Raw genomic sequence first — 15,814 nt, forward strand, 5'->3', positions numbered from 1 at the left:
GGCCCGGGCGGTGGCAGGAAGGAGGTATGACCCTCAATCGCCGCCAGGTACTGGGCAGCGCGGCCGCGGCCGTCCTCGCCACCGTCGGGGCGGCGGCCCGGACCCCGGACTACGGTGCGCTGGCGCGCGGGATCGACGGGCGTGTGGTGCTCCCCGGGGACCGGGACTACCCGGAGGCCCGCCGGCTCTTCCAGCCCCGGTTCGACACGGTCGCCCCGGCCGCGGTGGCCTATCCCGCGCACGCCGGGGACGTGGCCGTCTGCCTGGAGTTCGCCCGCCGATCCGGCGCGCCCGTGGTCCCGCGCGGCGGTGGGCACAGCTACGCCGGCTGGTCCACGCGATCCGCCGGGCTGGTCGTCGACACCGGTGCCATGGCCGCGGTGTCGGTCGAGGGCGAGGGCGACCCCGGTGAGGTACGGGTCGGCGCCGGCGCCCGGCTCACGGACGTGCACGCCGCCCTCGCCGGACGCGGCCGGTCCGTGCCGACCGGGCTGTGCCCCTCCGTCGGCATCGCCGGACTCACCCTCGGCGGCGGCCTGGGTCTGGCCTCGCGGGTTCACGGGACCACCGCCGACCGGCTCACCGGGGCTCGGGTGGTCACCCCCGACGGGATCGTCCGCGAGGTATCCGCCGACCTCGATCCGGAGCTCTTCTGGGCACTGCGCGGCGGGGGCGGCGGCAACTTCGGCGTGGTCACCGAGTTCCGCTTCCGCACGCACCCGGTCGGCACCTGCGCCTTCGCCGAACTCCACTGGCCCGGCGCCGACTCCGCGGCCGTGCTGCGTGGCTGGCAGCGCTGGCTGGGCGGGCTGCCGGACCCGTTCTGGAGCCAGGTGGAGTTCACCGTCGAGGTGGCTGCCGGAGCCGGGGCGACGCCGGCGGTGCGGGTGGTGTGCCTCGACGGGCGTCCGGAGCTGGAACGAGAGTTGACCCGGCTGTCCGACCTGGTCGGTGGGGCACCGCGGGACAGCTGGATCACCGTACGCAGCCACGAGGACACCGTCCGGGCCATGTCCGGCTGCCCCGAGGCGAGCCCCGCCCGGTGCCGGCTGCAGGGCGCCCTGCCCGGCCGGGACCCGCAGGGCCGGCTCGGCCGGGACTCGTACGCCGCCCGGTCCGACTTCTGGGCGGGCGGCGGACTGCCCGACGCGGGGATCGCCGCGGTCCTGGAGGCCGTGCGGCGGTACGGGACGAGCGTTCCCCCGGGCGGCCGGGGCGTGGTCCAGTTCGACGGGGTCTGCGGAGGTGCGGTGAACCGTGTCCCGGCCGGCGCCACCGCCTTCGTGCACCGCGACAGCCTCTTCCTCGCCCAGTACCTGGCCTACTGGCCCGACTCCGCGCCGGCCGCCGAGGTGGCACGGCACCAGGGCTGGCTCGACGGGCTGTGGCGGGACCTGCGCCCCTGGGCGGGCGGCCGTGCCTACCAGAACTACATCGACCCGAAGCTCACCGGCTGGCGCGAGGCCTACTACGGCCCGAACCTCGCGCGCCTGCAGGAGGTCCGGCGTGTCCACGACCCGGACCGGCTCTTCCGTTTCCCCCAGGCCGTTTAGGGAGTGTCCGGCATGCGACGTACGTTGACGATGGCCGCGGTGGTGGCCACTCTGCTGGTGCCGGCGGGGCCGCTGCCGGTGGCCGAGGCCGTGGGCGGCGCCGCCCCGGTGGCCGTCGGTCGCTGGTCGGCGCGTGAGGCGCAGTCCTTCTGGACCGCGGAACGGATGGCTTCCGCCGCCCCGTTGCCGCCCGGGCCGGCCGACCGGGTGGATCCCGCGCCGCCCGAGTTGCCCGAACCGCCGGAGCCGGTCGAACCCGCCGAGCCCGTCGAGCCGGCCGAGGAGGTTCCGGTCGTCACGCCGTCCCCCTCGGCGACCGGGCTGCCGCTGCCGTCCTCGTCCCCGGCCGCCACACCGACGCCCACGCCCGCTCCCGCACCCGTGCCGTCCGCCACCACCGCTCCCACGCCCACCCGGGCTCCGGCGCCCCCGACCCCGGCTCCGCTCCCGGCACCGGCGCGCGCGGCCGTTCCCCCGCTGCCCGCCCTCACCGCCGGCATCGGGAAGAACTTCGACGGCATCCCGGTCGCGGGCCGGATGTTCCTCGTCAAGAACGGCGGGGCCTACTTCTGCACCGCGAGCGTGGTCTCCTCCCCCGGCCGCGACCTGGTGCTCAGCGCGGGGCACTGCCTGCTCGGCTCCGACACCCAGCAGGTGGCCTTCGTACCGCAGTACACGCGGGCCAAGCCGCGGCCGTTCGGCATGTTCCCGGTCCTGCGGGACGCGGGCGGCCACTCGAAGATCTGGATCGACCCGCGCTACCGTTCCCAGGGCGTGGACCGCGCGGCCGCCCTCGACGTGGCCTTCGCCCAGGTCGGTCCGGACGCCCGCGGCTTCCCGGTGGAGGCGGTGGTCGGCGGGAACCGGCTGGTGACCGGCGCCGGTTACGCGCACGCGCGGGTCACGCTGATCGGTCACCCGGCCTCCGCCGCCCGGCCCCGCGTGTGCGTCAACCGGACGACGAAGTTCACCAGCGCCGACGCGCGGATCCCCGGGTCGTTCCTCCGCATCAACTGCACCGGCTATCCCGGCGGGACCAGCGGTGGTCCGTTCCTGACCCGCTACGACGCGCGCACCGGGACCGGTGACGTGGTGGGGGTCATCGGCGGCTGGAAGACCGGCGGGGACACGGCCGACACGTCGTACAGCTCCTACTTCGGCGCGGACATCAGGAAGTTGTACGAGAAGGCGGTTGCCGGGGCGAAGGCGGGGCGGTGAGCACCCGCACCCACCGGGTGCGGCGCGGGTTGCCGACCGTGCGCGGGGTCGCCGGCGGCCCGTCCCCGCTCAGCCCGTCGGCGGGCGCGAGACCGAGCCGGCGGCGCAGGTCGGCGAGGGCCGCGTGTACGGGCGCGAGGACCACCTCGGCGTCCGGATCGACGGAGGCGAGGGCGTGGGCGGTGGTCTCGATCGCCTCGGCGGCGTCCTCCGCGGCGGTCCGGCTCCATCCGCCGGGCGTGCCGGTACCGCCGGGGGCGATGGTGTCGTAGAGGTGGCAGGCGGCATCGGCCACGGCGTCGGCCCGTTCACCGACGCCCGGCGCCGCGATGGTCGGCAGTTCCATGCCGGGTCAACGAGCCGATGCCGCCCGGGGGTACGTACCGGCGCCTGCCGAGGCGTACGGGCGGATGCCGTGGGGCTACGGCGCGGACGCGGCCCGGTGGATCCGCCGGGCGACGGCGTGCGAGACCGCGGTGGCCGCGCCCGCGAGGGCCAGCCCCGAGACGACGTCGCGCGCCCGCGTGGGCCGCAGGACCCCGGCCCTGCGCAGCCGGCCGCGCGCCCACAGGGTGAAGGGGACCACGAGCAGCGGTGAGGTGACCACGCCGGGGGTGTAGCCCCGGGTGGCGGCGGCCTGGGCGACGTGGACGAGGCCGTGCAGGCCGAAGCCGTTCAGCGAGGCCTGGTAGAAGGCGGAGCGCCCGCCCGTGCGGTACCCGTCGGCGGAGGCGGCCGCGACCACGAGTCCCATCACGGCGACGGCGGTGGCGAACCGGCGGCCGTCGACCGCTTCCATGCTCCGCCAGACCCGGTCGGGTACGCCGGGGAGGCGCTCACGCAGGACGGGGACCCGGGTTCGGGACCAACGCGCCACGGTGGCCATTTCTTCGAGGTCGTGCACGGTCCAGGCGGCGAGCAGTCCTAAGGTGACGGCGCTCGGCGCTGTCGAGGGGCCGGAATCATTGGCGTTCATACGACCACAGTCTGCAACCACAGGGGCAACAGCAGAAGCGACACCAGCGAACTCTTGATCACGATCGACGCGGAGAGGTCGACGCCCACGTCGTAGCGCTGGGCGAAGATGAACAGGTTCTGCGGGGTCGGCATCGCCGCGATCAGCACGAGGTACGCCAGCCACTCGCCCCGCACGCCGACGAGCGGCCCGCAGACCGCCCAGGTCAGCAGCGGGAACGCCAGGCATTTGAAGCCTATGAGGGCGAGTTCCTCGCGCGTGGTGCCCCGCAGGTCGAGGCCGAGGCCGCCCAGGTGGAGGCCGAGGGCGAACAGGGCCACCGGGGAGGCACTGTCCCCGACGAACGCGGCGCCGTCCAACACGACGGCCGGGATCCGTACCGAGAGCAGGTTGAGCAGGATCCCCGCGTTGCAGGCGAGGACCAGGGGGGTCGCGAGCGAGGCGCCGACGGCGCGGGAGAGGCGACGGCCCGGGCCGCCGACCTCCGGGCCCGCGCGGCCCAGTTCCATGAGGGCGATGACGACCAGGGACAGTACGCACACCTGGAACAGCAGGATCGGGAAGATCGGCGCCGCCGTCCCGAACACGGTGATGAAGACGGGGACGGCGAAGTAGGCGGTGTTCACCTGGACTCCCGCCATCACCCGCAGCGCCACGTCGCGGGGCTCGCGCAGGCCGTGGGCGACCGCCCCGACGGACACCGCCACCACGGCGAGGGCCGCGGCCCCGGCGTAGCCGCCGATCGCCCGCCAGTTGAACAGGGCCCCGAGGTCGCTGGCGTAGATGTTGCCGAAGAGGTAGCAGGGGACGGCGAAGAGGAAGGCGTAGTCGGAGAAGACCTTGGAGGCCTCGGCCGGCACGATCTTCCGACGGGCGAGCAACACCCCGCCGCCGAACGCCAGCAGCACCGGCACCAGTTTCTCCAACGCCGCCGCGCCACCCATGTCCGCATCCCCCATGATCGACAGGCCAGCAGCCTAGCCCCACCCGCACACGGGCCCACCGGCGCATAGGCTGGACCGATCATGAGCGACGAACCTCCCACCCGGCCGCGCGGCCGGACCCGCGCACGAGTCCGCACCTCGTCGGCGGCCGGTGCCGCGGTGCCCGGCGCGCCGGCCCGGCTCGGCCTGGTGCTGCGCACGCCCCCCGGGGCGGGACAGCCCCTGTTCGCCCAGGCTCCCAGGCGGTGGCAGCGGGCGATGCCGTTCCTCGTCGTCGGCATCTTCGTCGTCACCCTGCTGCCGGTGACGATCACGGTGCTGTCCGACGACTACGGGGTCGGCGGCGGCTGGGCGGGCGCCCTGGGGGTGGCGCAGACCGTACCCCTGCTCCTCGCGCTGACCCGGCCGCTGCACGCCTGGATCCTCGTCCTGGCCGCGGATACCGTCGCCGCGGTGCTGCTGATGGGGGCCGACAAGGTGGCCGGGCATTCCTGGCCGTGGCCGCCGATGACCATCGTGGGCTATCTGGTGCTGATGGCCTGTCTGGGGCTGCGCGAGCCCGTCCGGACCCTGGTCGGGGTGTGGCTGGCGACCGGTGTCGTGGGAACGGCGCTGGGCTTCTCCCAGCCCACCGGCGTGATGAACACCAACGCCCTGCTCTTCGTGCTCAGCGGGGTCGTACTGGCCCTGACGGGCGCCCTGCGGGGGCTCGGCGACGCGCAGCGGCGGGTCGCCGAACAGGAGAGCATCAGTGAGGCGGAGCGGTCCCGCCGCACTCTGCTGGAGGAACGGGCCCGGATCGCACGCGAGTTGCACGACGTGGTGGCCCACCACATGTCGGTGATCACTGTGCAGGCCGATTCGGCGCCGTACCGGGTGCCGGGCATGTCGGAACCCGTACGCGAGGAGTTCGCGGCGATCGCGGCGAGCGCGCGGGAGTCGCTGGGCGAGATGCGGCGGCTGCTCACCGTGCTGCGCGGCGACGGCGCGAACGGGGCGGGCACGGCGGACGGCGCCGACGGCGAGCGGGCACCGCAGCCGGGGATCGACCGGCTCCAGCAGCTGGTGGAGGCGACCGTACGGGCCGGGCAGCCGGTGGAGCTGTCACTGGCGGCCGGCGCGGCCGGGGCGGCACCGCCGGCGGTGGACCTGTCGGCGTACCGGATCGTGCAGGAGGCCTTGGCCAATGTGGTGCGGCACGCGCCCGGCGCCCCCACCCGGGTCTCGGTGACGGTGGACGAGGACGAGGTCCTCGTGCTGGTGGTCAACGGTCCGGCCCGGGACGCCGTGGTGGAGCTGGAGAGTACGGGCACCGGGCACGGTCTGGTGGGGATGCGCGAGCGCGTACGGTTGACCGGCGGGACGCTCGACACGGGTCCGCTGCCCGACGGCGGCTTCCGGGTCGCCGCCCGGTTGCCCTTGAACGATCCGACCGAGGACTTGAGTTGACCATCCGCGTGATCATCGTCGACGACCAGGCCATGGTGCGGGCCGGGTTCGCCGCGCTGCTGTCGGCGCAGGCCGACATCGACGTGGTGGGCGAGGCCCCCGACGGGCGGCAGGGGGTGCAGGTGTCCCGCTCCACGCATCCCGACGTGGTGCTGATGGACGTGCGGATGCCGGAGATGGACGGGCTCACGGCCGCCCGGGAGATCCTCGATCCCCCACCGGGGGTGGTGCACCGGCCGAAGGTGCTGATGCTGACCACCTTCGACATCGACGACTACGTGTACGAGGCGCTGCGCGCGGGCGCCTCCGGGTTCCTGCTCAAGGACGCCCCACCGGCCGATCTGATCGCGGCGGTCCGGGTCGTCGCCTCGGGCGAGGCGCTGCTGGCGCCGTCGGTGACGCGTCGGCTGATCGCCGACTTCGTGCAGCAGCGCCCGGCGCCGCGCAAGGACCCCGCGCTGCGGTTGAAGGGGCTCACCCCGCGCGAGACCGAGGTGCTGGAGCTCATCGCGCGCGGCTTGTCGAACCAGGAGATCGCGGGGCATCTGGTGCTGGCGGAGCAGACGGTGAAGACGCACATCGGGCGGGTGCTGGCCAAGCTCGACCTGCGGGACCGGGCGCAGGCCGTGATCTTCGCGTACGAGGCGGGGCTGGTACGACCGGGCGACTCCGGCTGACGGTCTCTCCTCCACCCCCTACCGGGGTATGACATCCGACTTGGCTCCACGGTCCGACGTGACGGCCGATGCCCCCTCCTTACCTTCCTCCTCGTCACGAGGAGAGGAGAAGGGGCATGCGCCGCTTCGGAAGGACGCTGGTCACGGCCGCACTGGCGGTGGCCCTCGTCGGGGGGACCGCCGGGTGGGCCTCGGGAGACAGCCAGGCGGCGGTCACCGGCCCGCCGCCGGGCACCGCCGCCTGGCGGGCCGACACGACGTCCGGCCGGCCGCTGCCCGATCCGGCGACCGCGACGCCGCGCGAGGTCGCCGCCTTCTTCGCCGGGCTGGACGACGCGGCACGCCGGCGGCTCCTGCGGTCCCACCCGCTGGTGGTCGGCAATCTGGAGGGGGCGCCGCTCCCCCTGCGGTACGAGGCGAACCGGATCGCGGTGGCCGCCACGGGTGAGGCGCGGTACGCCTCCCTCGCCGCCCCGGAGCGCCGGATCCTGGCCTTCGACCCGCGGGGCCGGGGCCAGGTGGCCGAGGTGTTCGGGGACCTGGAGCACGCGGAGCACGTCTCGGTGATCGTGCCGGGCTCCGACAACGACGCCGCCGGGTACGACGCCCGGCGCAAGCCCGCCACCGGGCCCGCCGGAATGGCCCGGGCCTTGCGCGAGGCGACCGGGTCCGGGTCAGGCTCCGGCACCGGCTCCGGCACCGGCTCCGGCTCCGGCTCCGGCTCCGGCGGGTCCGTCGCCGTCGTCGCGTGGATCGGTTACACCACCCCGGTCGGTATCGGCCTGGACGCGGCCGACGGCCGGCTCGCCCGGGCCGGGGCGGCCCGGCTGGCCCGTTTCACCGCGGGACTCGACGCGGTGGGGGCACCGGACCCGGTGCTGTTCTGCCACAGCTACGGCTCGGTGGTGTGCGGGCTCGCGGCCCGGCACACCGACGCCACCGACATCGTGGCCTTCGGCTCCCCCGGGATGCGCGCCGACACCGCGGCGGCCCTGCGCACCGGAGCCCGCGTCTGGGCGGCCCGGGGCCCCTCCGACTGGATAGCGGATGTCCCGAACGTCGAGTTCGCGGGGATCGGGCACGGCGCCGACCCCACCTCCGCGGCCTTCGGTGCCCGCCGGGTACCGGCCGCCGACGTACAGGGCCACACCGGCTACTTCACGCCCGGCACCCAGTCCCTCGCGGCCTTCGCCGCCATCGCGGAGGGAGAGGTCCGATGAGCGCCTCCGCCACCCTGGCCCCGCTGCGGAAGGCCGCCGCGCGGATCGACGCCCGGACTCCCGCCCACCGTGACCGGGCGATCGACGGGTTGCGCGCCCTGGCCCTGCTGGCCGTACCCACCGGCCACTGGCTGCTCGGCGGTTTCACCCTCGACGCCGACGGCGGCCTGCACAACGCCAGCCCGCTGTCCGCGTTCGGCGGCCTGGCCCCGGCCAGTTGGGTGCTCCAGATGCTGGGCGTCTTCTTCCTCGTCGGCGGATTCGCCTCGGCGCTCTCCTTCGGGCGGCGCACCGGGTCGACGGGCGCCTGGTTGAAGGGGCGGGTCGTCCGGCTGGGTCGGCCGGTGCTCGGGGTGACCGCGGTGTGGGCGCTGGCCGCGCCCGTGCTGTACGCGGCCGGGGTGCCGGAGGCGTCGCTGCGGACCGGCGCGACGCTGGTGGTGCAACCGCTGTGGTTCGTCGGGGTGTACGTGGTGGTCACCGCCCTGACCCCGTACTGCGTGCGGGCGGCCCGGCGCCTCGATGGCTGGGCGGCCGCCCCACTGCTCGGCTGCGTCGCCGCGGTGGACTTCCTGCGTTATGGGCCGCTCGCCGACTCCGTGCCGTCCTGGCTCGCCCTGGTGAACATCCTGCCGGGCTGGCTGTTCGCCTACCAACTGGGCGTCTCCTGGGCCGAGCGGAGGATCGGGCGGCGCGGGGCCTGGCTGCTGCTGGCGGGCGGGACGCTGCTGTTCGCCGCGCTGCTGGCGGTCTTCCACTATCCGGCGTCGATGGTCGGCGTCCCCGGTGCGGCACGCACCAACTCGCACCCGCCGTCCCTCCTGGTCCTGGCCCTGGCCTCGGCGCAGTCGGGCGCGGCCGTCCTGCTGCGCGACCGGCTCGCGAAGCTGCTGGCGCGACCGGCCCTGTGGGCCCCGGTGGTCGTCATCAACCTGTCCGCGATGACGATCCTGTGCTGGCACCAGACGGCGATGCTGGCCGCGGCCGTGCCCGGCTCGTTCGTGGGTGAGCTGGCGGGGCTCACGACGGCGCCGGACAGCTTGGGCTGGATCGCGGCACGGCTGGCGTGGATGCCGGTGTTCGCGACGCTGTTCGTCGCTCTCGCCCGCCATGTGCGGCGGTTCGAGGGCCCGCCGCGCGAGGGGCGGCGGGCGAGCGCGCTGCGCCGGACCGTGGCCGGGTTGCTGGCGGCGGGGTTCGCGGTGTTCGCGCTGGGCCTCGCCTGAGCGCGGCCGGGTGGGTCCCGGATACGGCGAGAGCGCCGCTCCCTCGCGGGAGCGGCGCTCTCGTCAGGTACGGGTGCTCCGCGTCAGGCGATCGAGGCGGCGACGATCGCGGCCACCGCCAGATTGCAGGCCGCCGACACCCAGACCGCCGGGTGCGGCTCCCGGTCGACGACGATGGCGCCGAGCTTGCCCGGGGTCACCAGGTCGAGCACGAGGAACGCCACCGCCATCAGGATCAGGCCGAGCACGCCGAAGGCCGCGGTGGACAGCAGGCCCTTGCCGAAGTCCGCGTACGTCGTCCAGATCGAGGTGAAGACGATGCCGCCGATGCCGAGGAGCGCGGAGCTGAGGAAGAGGGCCGCGTTGCGGTTGCGCTCCTCCCAGATCTGCTTGGGTAGCTTCCCCGGCGTCAGCACGTCCACGAGGACGATGCCGAGGATCAGCAGCACCAGGCCGAGAGCGCCGTAGGCGCTGGTGCGGCCAAGGCCGTTGATGATGTCGCTCATTGAGAAGCCTGTCTCCGCGTGGGTGGGAAAGTATGTGCCGTGGGGAGGCCGAATCTATCGCACGGCCTTGGCGCGGACCATGGGGAGGTCAGCAGATGGTAAAGGTCAGGGCCGCGCGGCCGGCCGAGGCGGAGGACCTGACCGCTCTGGTGATGCGCTCCAAGGCGCACTGGGGGTACGACGCCGCCTTCCTGGCCGCGTGCGCGCCGGAGCTGCGGATCCGGGCCGAGGACGTGACGGCCCGCCGTCTCGTCGTGGCCGAGAACGGGCGGGGCGAGGTCCTCGGGGTCGCCTCGCTGGAGGGGACTGCCCCACGGGCGGAGCTCGGACTGCTCTTCGTCGATCCGTCGGCCGTCGGCCGGGGCGTGGGCCGGCTGCTGTACCGGGACGTGCTGCGGCGGGCCGTGGAGCTGGGGGTGCGCCGGCTGGTGATCGACTCCGATCCGCACGCGGCCGGGTTCTACCGGGCGATGGGAGCGGTCGCGGTGGCAGCCGCGCCGGCCGTGGAAGCCGACGGTACGGCCCTGGTCCGGTTCGAGGCGGCCCCGGTCCCGCTCGCCGACTGGGCGCGGGCCTGGACCGGTGGCGGGCGGGCCGTGCACCTGGGCAATGTCGGTGAGTTCAACGCGCAGTTCGCCGACGCCACTCTGGACCGGGAGCAGCGGCCGGCGCACCATTACGCGTGCCTCGCGGCCTTCTACAGTCCGTACCCGGCCGCGCTGGTACTGCCGCGGCCGGTGCCGCGGGGCTGGACCGAGCTGGTCTGCCGGCAACTGGGCTGGACCGGGGTCGAGGTGTACGACGACCTGCTGGACGCGGATCCCGGCCTCGCCGATGCCGTACGGGCCCGGCCGGCGCTGGCCGCGCTGCTCACCGGAGCCGGGCTGCCCCTCGTACCGTGGGGGCGTACCCGGTCGTTCGGGCGGCTGGCGGGCCGGCCGTGGCGGCCCGGGGAGCTGCGCTACGAGTCGAAGTCGGCGGCGCACGAGCTCTTCGGGCGGATCCTGGCGGACGGCGGACATCCCGGGATCGTGCTGCCGCGGCAGTGGCGGGCCGACGGGCGGTGGGCGGCGGCCCGGATGGTGGCGGCCCGGACCAGGGCGGGCGAGAGCACCGTTCTGAAGTCGGAGCACGGTGTCGGGGGTTCGGGCACCACGGTGCTCACCCCCGCGCGGGTGCGGGCCGCGGGCGGGGCACGGGCCGTGCTGCGCCGGCTGCCGCGCGGCCCGCTGCTGGTGGAGGAGTACGTCGGCGGTGCGGCGTCCGGGGCCGACGAGGGGGCGCGGGATCTGACCTACGACGGTTTCGTCGACGAGACGGGCCGGGCGCACGAGGTGGGCGCAGCGGTGATGGAGGTGGTGGACGGCTGCTACCGGGGTGCCACCGTGGGCCCCGGTGTGGTGCCCGCGTGGGTGGAGAAGCCGCTGACCGACTTCGGCACGGCGGTGGGCCGGGAGCTGGCGGATTCCGGTTACCGGGGCTGGTTCGACGTGGACTTCGTCGCCGACGGGGCGGGGCGGCTCGCGCCCACCGAGACGAACCTGCGGCTGACCGGGCCGTCCGTCGCTTTCATGGTGGCGGCTCGGCTCGACGCGCTGCGGGGTGCGGGGCACCTCGTACGGATCGCGGACCGGGTGGAGTTGGGCGCGCGCTTGCCGGAGGCGCAGCTGGACGAGTTGTGCGCGACCCTGGCCCGGGGCTGCGCGGAGCTCGGGGCGGTGTTCGTCCCGGCGATCCCGACCGGGGCGTTCGAACCGGCGCCCTGGCTCGGTGTGCTGGTGGCCGCGCGCAGCAGCGAGGTGCTGGACGCGGCCGAGGCGTTGGTGCGGGCCGAGGCCCTGGCCGTCGGGGCGATGTTCGGCCCGTCGTAGACGGGGAGCCGGCCGCCGGCCGAAGGCCCTGGGACCCGGTCGGCAGCCGGCAGTCAGCGGTCAGCGGTCGGCGGTCAGGGCAGGTCGTCGTCGGGGTCGTGGAAGTCGAACGGGTCGGCCGGTTTGCTGACGACATAGGCGGCGACGACGGCGCCCGCGATCATCAGGGGAATGTTGAAGGCGTAGACGAGCGCGGCCTGGCGCGGCCAGTCCTGTTTGGCGGCCAGCCGGTAGAGGTTGTCCTGCGGCCACCAGGACACCAGCAGGTAGGACACGGCCAGATGGGCGGCCACCGTGAGGGAGTGGCCACGGCGTTGGCGCAGCATCCGGGCACGGCCGCCGAAGAGGAAGACCACGCCGACGCCGAAGGCGACGCACTCGAACACGTAGAGCAGGAAGAACAGGAAGGCCCAGGGCTGCGGCACCCCGGTGAGGTCGGTCGATCCGGGCCACAGGAGGTTGGTCAGGATCAGGGCGACGAGGCCCAGTCCGACACCCCCACAGCCGGCCGCGCAGCCGGCCGAGGTCTCGCCCCCGCCGGTCGTGGTCCCGGACTTGCCGGACTTGCTTCCGGCGCCCCGCGCCGCCTCGGGCAGGATGGGGAGCGGCAGGGCGTCGCGGTCCTCCCCGCCCGCCGGGGTACGGGGCAGGGTGCGCAGCCGGATCACGGTGCGCGGGAACTCCTCCCGGAGCACCTTGCCCGCGAGGTGGTCGCGGAGCTCCTCGATGTCCGGCAGGGCGGCCCCGGCCGGCCAGGTCGGGCCGCCGGGTGGTGGGGCCACGTACGCGACGAGCCGCCGCGGGCCGCGCGGGCCGTCGACCCCCTTGACGATGACCGCGCCGATCCCCTCGTGACCGCGGATGGCGGATTCGACGGGGTACGGGTCGAGCAGGCGACCGCCGGGCAGGGCGATCCGGTCGCGGATCCGGCCGCCGTACTCCAGCAGGCCGTCGTCACGGGTCAGGCCGAGGTCGCCGGTCGGTATCGCGTCACCGCCGTCCGGGGGGACGAGGAAGATCTCCCTGCCGCGTACCTCGGCCCGGAAGCCGGGGAACGCGGTGCCGAGCAGTGAGATCTCTTCCAGGTCGTCCAACGGATGGGGCAGTTGCGACAGTTCGAACCAGGTGCCGATACCGGCGCACTCCGCGGACCCGTAGACGTTGAGGACGCGTGCGCCGGGATGCAGCCGGGCCTGCAGGGTCGCCTGCTCGTCGAGGTAGAGCCGGTCGCCCGAGACGGCGAGCATCCGCAGCGACCGGCAGGCCGGGTCGGGCCCACGGTGGGCGACCGGGGCGAGGGTGCCCGTTTCCGCCTGCCGGATCAGCAGGTGGGAGGCGCCGGCCGGGTCGGTGTGCAGTACGGTGACGCGCTCGCTCTCGACGGCCGCGCGGATGTCCTCGGGTTTCCAGGCGGCGCGCGGGGAGAGCACGAGGGCGCCGCCCGAGCACAGGGCGCGGGTCCAGCCCGCGGCGAAGGCGGTGACATCCGTACCGAGGGTGAACAGGTGCCGGTCGCGCGGGGTCGGCCGGGCCACCTCGGCCCAGCCCTCGTGGGCGGCGAGGAGCAGCCCGTGGCCCACGGGGACCGCGCGCGGTTCGGACGCCCCGGTGAACAGGACCGCGGCGGTTCGGCCGGGGGGCGGGGCGGCCGCCCCGGGAAGCGGGTCCTCCGGCCGATCCGCCGGGCGTTCGGTGCGCGGCCCGCCGATCGCCGGGGCCTGCGCGTCGAGCCGGATCACCCGTGGGCCGCCGCCGTTGTCGAGGGCGGCCTGCTGGGCGGCGTCCGTGAGCAGGAAGTGGGGCTCGGCCGCGGCGAGCTGCCGGCGCCCCACGCGCGGGCTCTCCACGTCGACCACGGTGTAGGACCCGCCGGCCTTGAGGACGGCGAGGACGGCGACGACCAGTTCGGTCTGCCGGGCGGTGCCGATGGCGACGAGCGCGCCGAGCGGAAGGTCGGAGTCGAGCAGACGACGCGCCAGCCGGTCGGCACGCGCGTCCAGTTCCCCGTAGGTGAGGGTGTCCGGTCCGGCGGCGAGCGCGCGGGCCCCGGGCGTGTCGAGGGCCCACTGCTCGAAGCGGTGCAGGACGGTGTCGGTGGTTCGCTCGCCGAAGCGTACGGACTCGGATCCCTGCGTCATGGATCGATGATGCCACCGGGCACCGACAACGGACGGAAGTCGACAAAATCGCTCGTGCGGGCGGGAGTTGACGCCCCGTGCGGGCGATGCCGAACCGATTGCTTGACCTGAAGTTCGGTTGGGGTTCTAGCGTGCGGTCCATGGACATGGAAGTCACCGCCTGGACCTCGCTGCACAGCGCGATCAACGCCCAGCAGGACCGTCGCCCGCTCTCCCGGGCCGGCCTGCGCCGCGTCGCCGCCTTCGCCCGCCCGCACCGTCGCGGGCTCACCCTCTTCTTGCTGCTGAGTGTGGTGACCGCGCTCCTCGCGGTGGCCACCCCGGTGCTCGCCAGCCGGGTCGTCACGGCCATCGTGGAGGGCCGGGACAGCTCCGCGGTCACCCGACTCGCCCTGCTCATCGCGCTGATCGCGGTCGCGGAGGCCGGACTCGGGCTACTGACCCGTCGGCTCTCCGCCACCCTCGGCGAGGGGCTGATCCTGGACCTGCGGACGGCGGTCTTCGACCACGTGCAGCGGATGCCGGTCGCCTTCTTCACCCGGACCCGCACGGGGGCCCTGGTCAGCAGGCTCAACAACGATGTGATCGGCGCCCAGCGGGCCTTCAGCAACACCCTGTCGGGAGTGGTCGCCAACACCGTCACCCTGCTGCTGACCCTCACCGTGATGCTGAGCATCTCCTGGCGGATCACCCTGCTGGCGCTGGTGCTGCTGCCGGTGTTCGTGCTGCCGGCCCGTCGGATGGGGGCGCGGATGGCGGCCATGCAGCGGGAGGCCTCCGCGCTGAACGCCGCGATGGGCACCCAGATGACCGAGCGGTTCTCGGCCCCCGGCGCGACGCTGGTCAAGCTCTTCGGGCGGCCCGCCGACGAGTCCGTGGAATTCGCCGCCCGGGCGGCGCGGGTGCGGGACATCGGGATCCGTACGGCGATGGCCCAGTCGGCCTTCATCACGGCCCTCACCCTGGTGTCGGCGCTGGCCCTCGCGCTCGTCTACGGGCTCGGCGGGTTCTACGCCCTGCGCGGTTCCCTGGACGCCGGTTCCGTCGTCGCCCTCGCCCTTCTCCTGACCCGGCTGTACGCCCCGCTGACCGCGCTCGCCGGCGCCCGCGTCGAGGTGATGAGCGCGATGGTGAGCTTCGAGCGGGTCTTCGAGATCCTCGACCTGAAGCCGCTCATCGCGCAGAAGCCGGATGCGCGCCAGGTGCCGCGGGGGCCGGTGACCGTGGAGTTCGACCGGGTCTCCTTCGGCTACCCGGCCGCCGACAAGGTCTCCCTGGCCTCCCTGGAAGAGGTCGCCACCCTGGATGCCCGGGGCGGTACGCAGGTGCTGCACGAGGTGTCCTTCCGGGCCGAGCCGGGCCAGATGATCGCCCTGGTCGGCTCGTCCGGCGCCGGCAAGTCGACGATCGCGCAGTTGCTGCCCCGGCTGTACGACGCCGACGCGGGCGCGGTCCGCCTCGGCGGGATCGACGTACGGGACCTCACCGCCGACTCGATCCGCGAGACGCTCGGCATGGTCACCCAGGACGGGCACCTCTTCCACGAGTCGGTACGGGCCAACCTGTTGCTGGCCCGCCCGGAGGCCTCCGAGGAGGAGATCTGGGAGGCGCTGCGGCGCTCGCGCCTCGACGGGCTCGTCGCCTCGCTGCCGGACGGACTGGACACCGTGGTCGGGGAGCGCGGCTACCGGCTCTCGGGCGGGGAACGCCAGCGCCTGACCATCGCCCGACTGCTGCTGGCCCGGCAGCGGGTGGTGATCCTCGACGAGGCCACCGCGCACCTGGACTCCACCTCGGAGGCCGCGGTGCAGGAGGCCCTCGGCGAGGCCCTGGCGGGCCGGACCGCGGTGGTGATCGCGCACCGGCTGTCGACCGTACAGGCGGCGGACCTGATCCTGGTGGTCGAGGACGGCCGGATCGTGGAACGGGGCACGCACACCGAGTTGCTGGCGGCGGGCGGCCGGTACGAGGAGTTGTACCGCACCCAGTTCGCGGTGTCGGACGGCGAGGCACCGGTGTCGGGAGCATGATGCGGG

General features: G+C 74.5%; 13 protein-coding genes. 8 read left to right on the plus strand and 5 right to left on the minus strand.

The annotated features are described in order from the left end of the window. Window positions 1–26 precede the first annotated feature (26 nt). A complete protein-coding gene (locus ACGFYY_RS08280) occupies window positions 27–1,553 on the plus strand; it encodes an FAD-binding oxidoreductase (RefSeq protein ID WP_393707683.1) in 1,527 nt (508 codons plus the stop codon). A gap of 12 nt (window positions 1,554–1,565) precedes the next feature. Then, on the plus strand, window positions 1,566–2,771 hold the full coding sequence (locus ACGFYY_RS08285) for a trypsin-like peptidase domain-containing protein (protein ID WP_393707684.1): 1,206 nt from the start codon (window positions 1,566–1,568) through the stop codon (window positions 2,769–2,771). Here the strand turns inward: ACGFYY_RS08285 and ACGFYY_RS08290 are convergent. From ACGFYY_RS08290 to ACGFYY_RS08300, 3 genes are all read right to left on the minus strand, one after another. Continuing rightward, window positions 2,722–3,117 (minus strand): hypothetical protein, encoded by a 396-nt coding sequence (locus tag ACGFYY_RS08290; protein WP_365267351.1) that lies wholly within the window; start codon window positions 3,115–3,117, stop codon window positions 2,722–2,724. The two genes, ACGFYY_RS08285 and ACGFYY_RS08290, sit on opposite strands and share 50 nt — an antisense overlap. A 75-nt stretch (window positions 3,118–3,192) precedes the next feature. After that, window positions 3,193–3,747 carry an HXXEE domain-containing protein gene (locus ACGFYY_RS08295; RefSeq protein ID WP_393707685.1) on the minus strand — a complete coding sequence of 185 codons (555 nt, stop codon included), beginning with the start codon at window positions 3,745–3,747 and terminating at the stop codon, window positions 3,193–3,195. Continuing rightward, window positions 3,744–4,706 (minus strand): AEC family transporter, encoded by a 963-nt coding sequence (locus ACGFYY_RS08300; protein WP_393707686.1) that lies wholly within the window; start codon window positions 4,704–4,706, stop codon window positions 3,744–3,746. Before ACGFYY_RS08300 ends, ACGFYY_RS08295 begins: the two co-directional genes overlap by 4 nt. A gap of 66 nt (window positions 4,707–4,772) precedes the next feature. Here ACGFYY_RS08300 and ACGFYY_RS08305 point away from each other — a divergent pair, with 66 nt between their 5' ends. The 4 genes from ACGFYY_RS08305 to ACGFYY_RS08320 all read left to right on the plus strand — a co-directional run bounded on the left by ACGFYY_RS08305 (window position 4,773) and on the right by ACGFYY_RS08320 (window position 9,263). Further along, window positions 4,773–6,140, plus strand: a complete 1,368-nt coding sequence (locus ACGFYY_RS08305) for a histidine kinase (protein WP_393707687.1) — start codon at window positions 4,773–4,775, stop codon at window positions 6,138–6,140. Beyond that, entirely contained in the window at window positions 6,137–6,817 is a 681-nt protein-coding gene (locus ACGFYY_RS08310; RefSeq protein ID WP_030384870.1) for a response regulator transcription factor, read from the plus strand. Before ACGFYY_RS08305 ends, ACGFYY_RS08310 begins: the two co-directional genes overlap by 4 nt. A 116-nt stretch (window positions 6,818–6,933) precedes the next feature. Further along, window positions 6,934–8,037 carry an alpha/beta hydrolase gene (locus ACGFYY_RS08315; RefSeq protein WP_393707688.1) on the plus strand — a complete coding sequence of 368 codons (1,104 nt, stop codon included), beginning with the start codon at window positions 6,934–6,936 and terminating at the stop codon, window positions 8,035–8,037. Further along, window positions 8,034–9,263: an acyltransferase gene (locus tag ACGFYY_RS08320; protein ID WP_393707689.1), complete on the plus strand. Its 1,230-nt coding sequence runs from the start codon at window positions 8,034–8,036 to the stop codon at window positions 9,261–9,263. Before ACGFYY_RS08315 ends, ACGFYY_RS08320 begins: the two co-directional genes overlap by 4 nt. 83 nt (window positions 9,264–9,346) lie before the next feature. On the opposite strand, the gene ACGFYY_RS08325 is transcribed toward ACGFYY_RS08320, so the two are convergent. After that, window positions 9,347–9,769: a DUF350 domain-containing protein gene (locus ACGFYY_RS08325; protein WP_030766760.1), complete on the minus strand. Its 423-nt coding sequence runs from the start codon at window positions 9,767–9,769 to the stop codon at window positions 9,347–9,349. Window positions 9,770–9,864: 95 nt separating this feature from the next. Here ACGFYY_RS08325 and ACGFYY_RS08330 point away from each other — a divergent pair, with 95 nt between their 5' ends. Beyond that, on the plus strand, window positions 9,865–11,640 hold the full coding sequence (locus tag ACGFYY_RS08330; protein WP_393707690.1) for a GNAT family N-acetyltransferase: 1,776 nt from the start codon (window positions 9,865–9,867) through the stop codon (window positions 11,638–11,640). Between the two features lie 74 nt (window positions 11,641–11,714). Here the strand turns inward: ACGFYY_RS08330 and ACGFYY_RS08335 are convergent, their stop codons facing one another. Continuing rightward, window positions 11,715–13,778 (minus strand): AMP-binding protein, encoded by a 2,064-nt coding sequence (locus ACGFYY_RS08335; protein ID WP_393707691.1) that lies wholly within the window; start codon window positions 13,776–13,778, stop codon window positions 11,715–11,717. Between the two features lie 140 nt (window positions 13,779–13,918). On the opposite strand from ACGFYY_RS08335, the gene ACGFYY_RS08340 reads away from it, so the two are divergent. Next, window positions 13,919–15,808, plus strand: coding sequence for an ABC transporter ATP-binding protein (locus tag ACGFYY_RS08340; protein WP_393707692.1), 1,890 nt, complete (start codon window positions 13,919–13,921; stop codon window positions 15,806–15,808). Window positions 15,809–15,814 lie beyond the last annotated feature (6 nt).

The organism is Streptomyces sp. NPDC048331 (assembly GCF_043201215.1).
Taxonomy (GTDB): domain Bacteria; phylum Actinomycetota; class Actinomycetes; order Streptomycetales; family Streptomycetaceae; genus Streptomyces.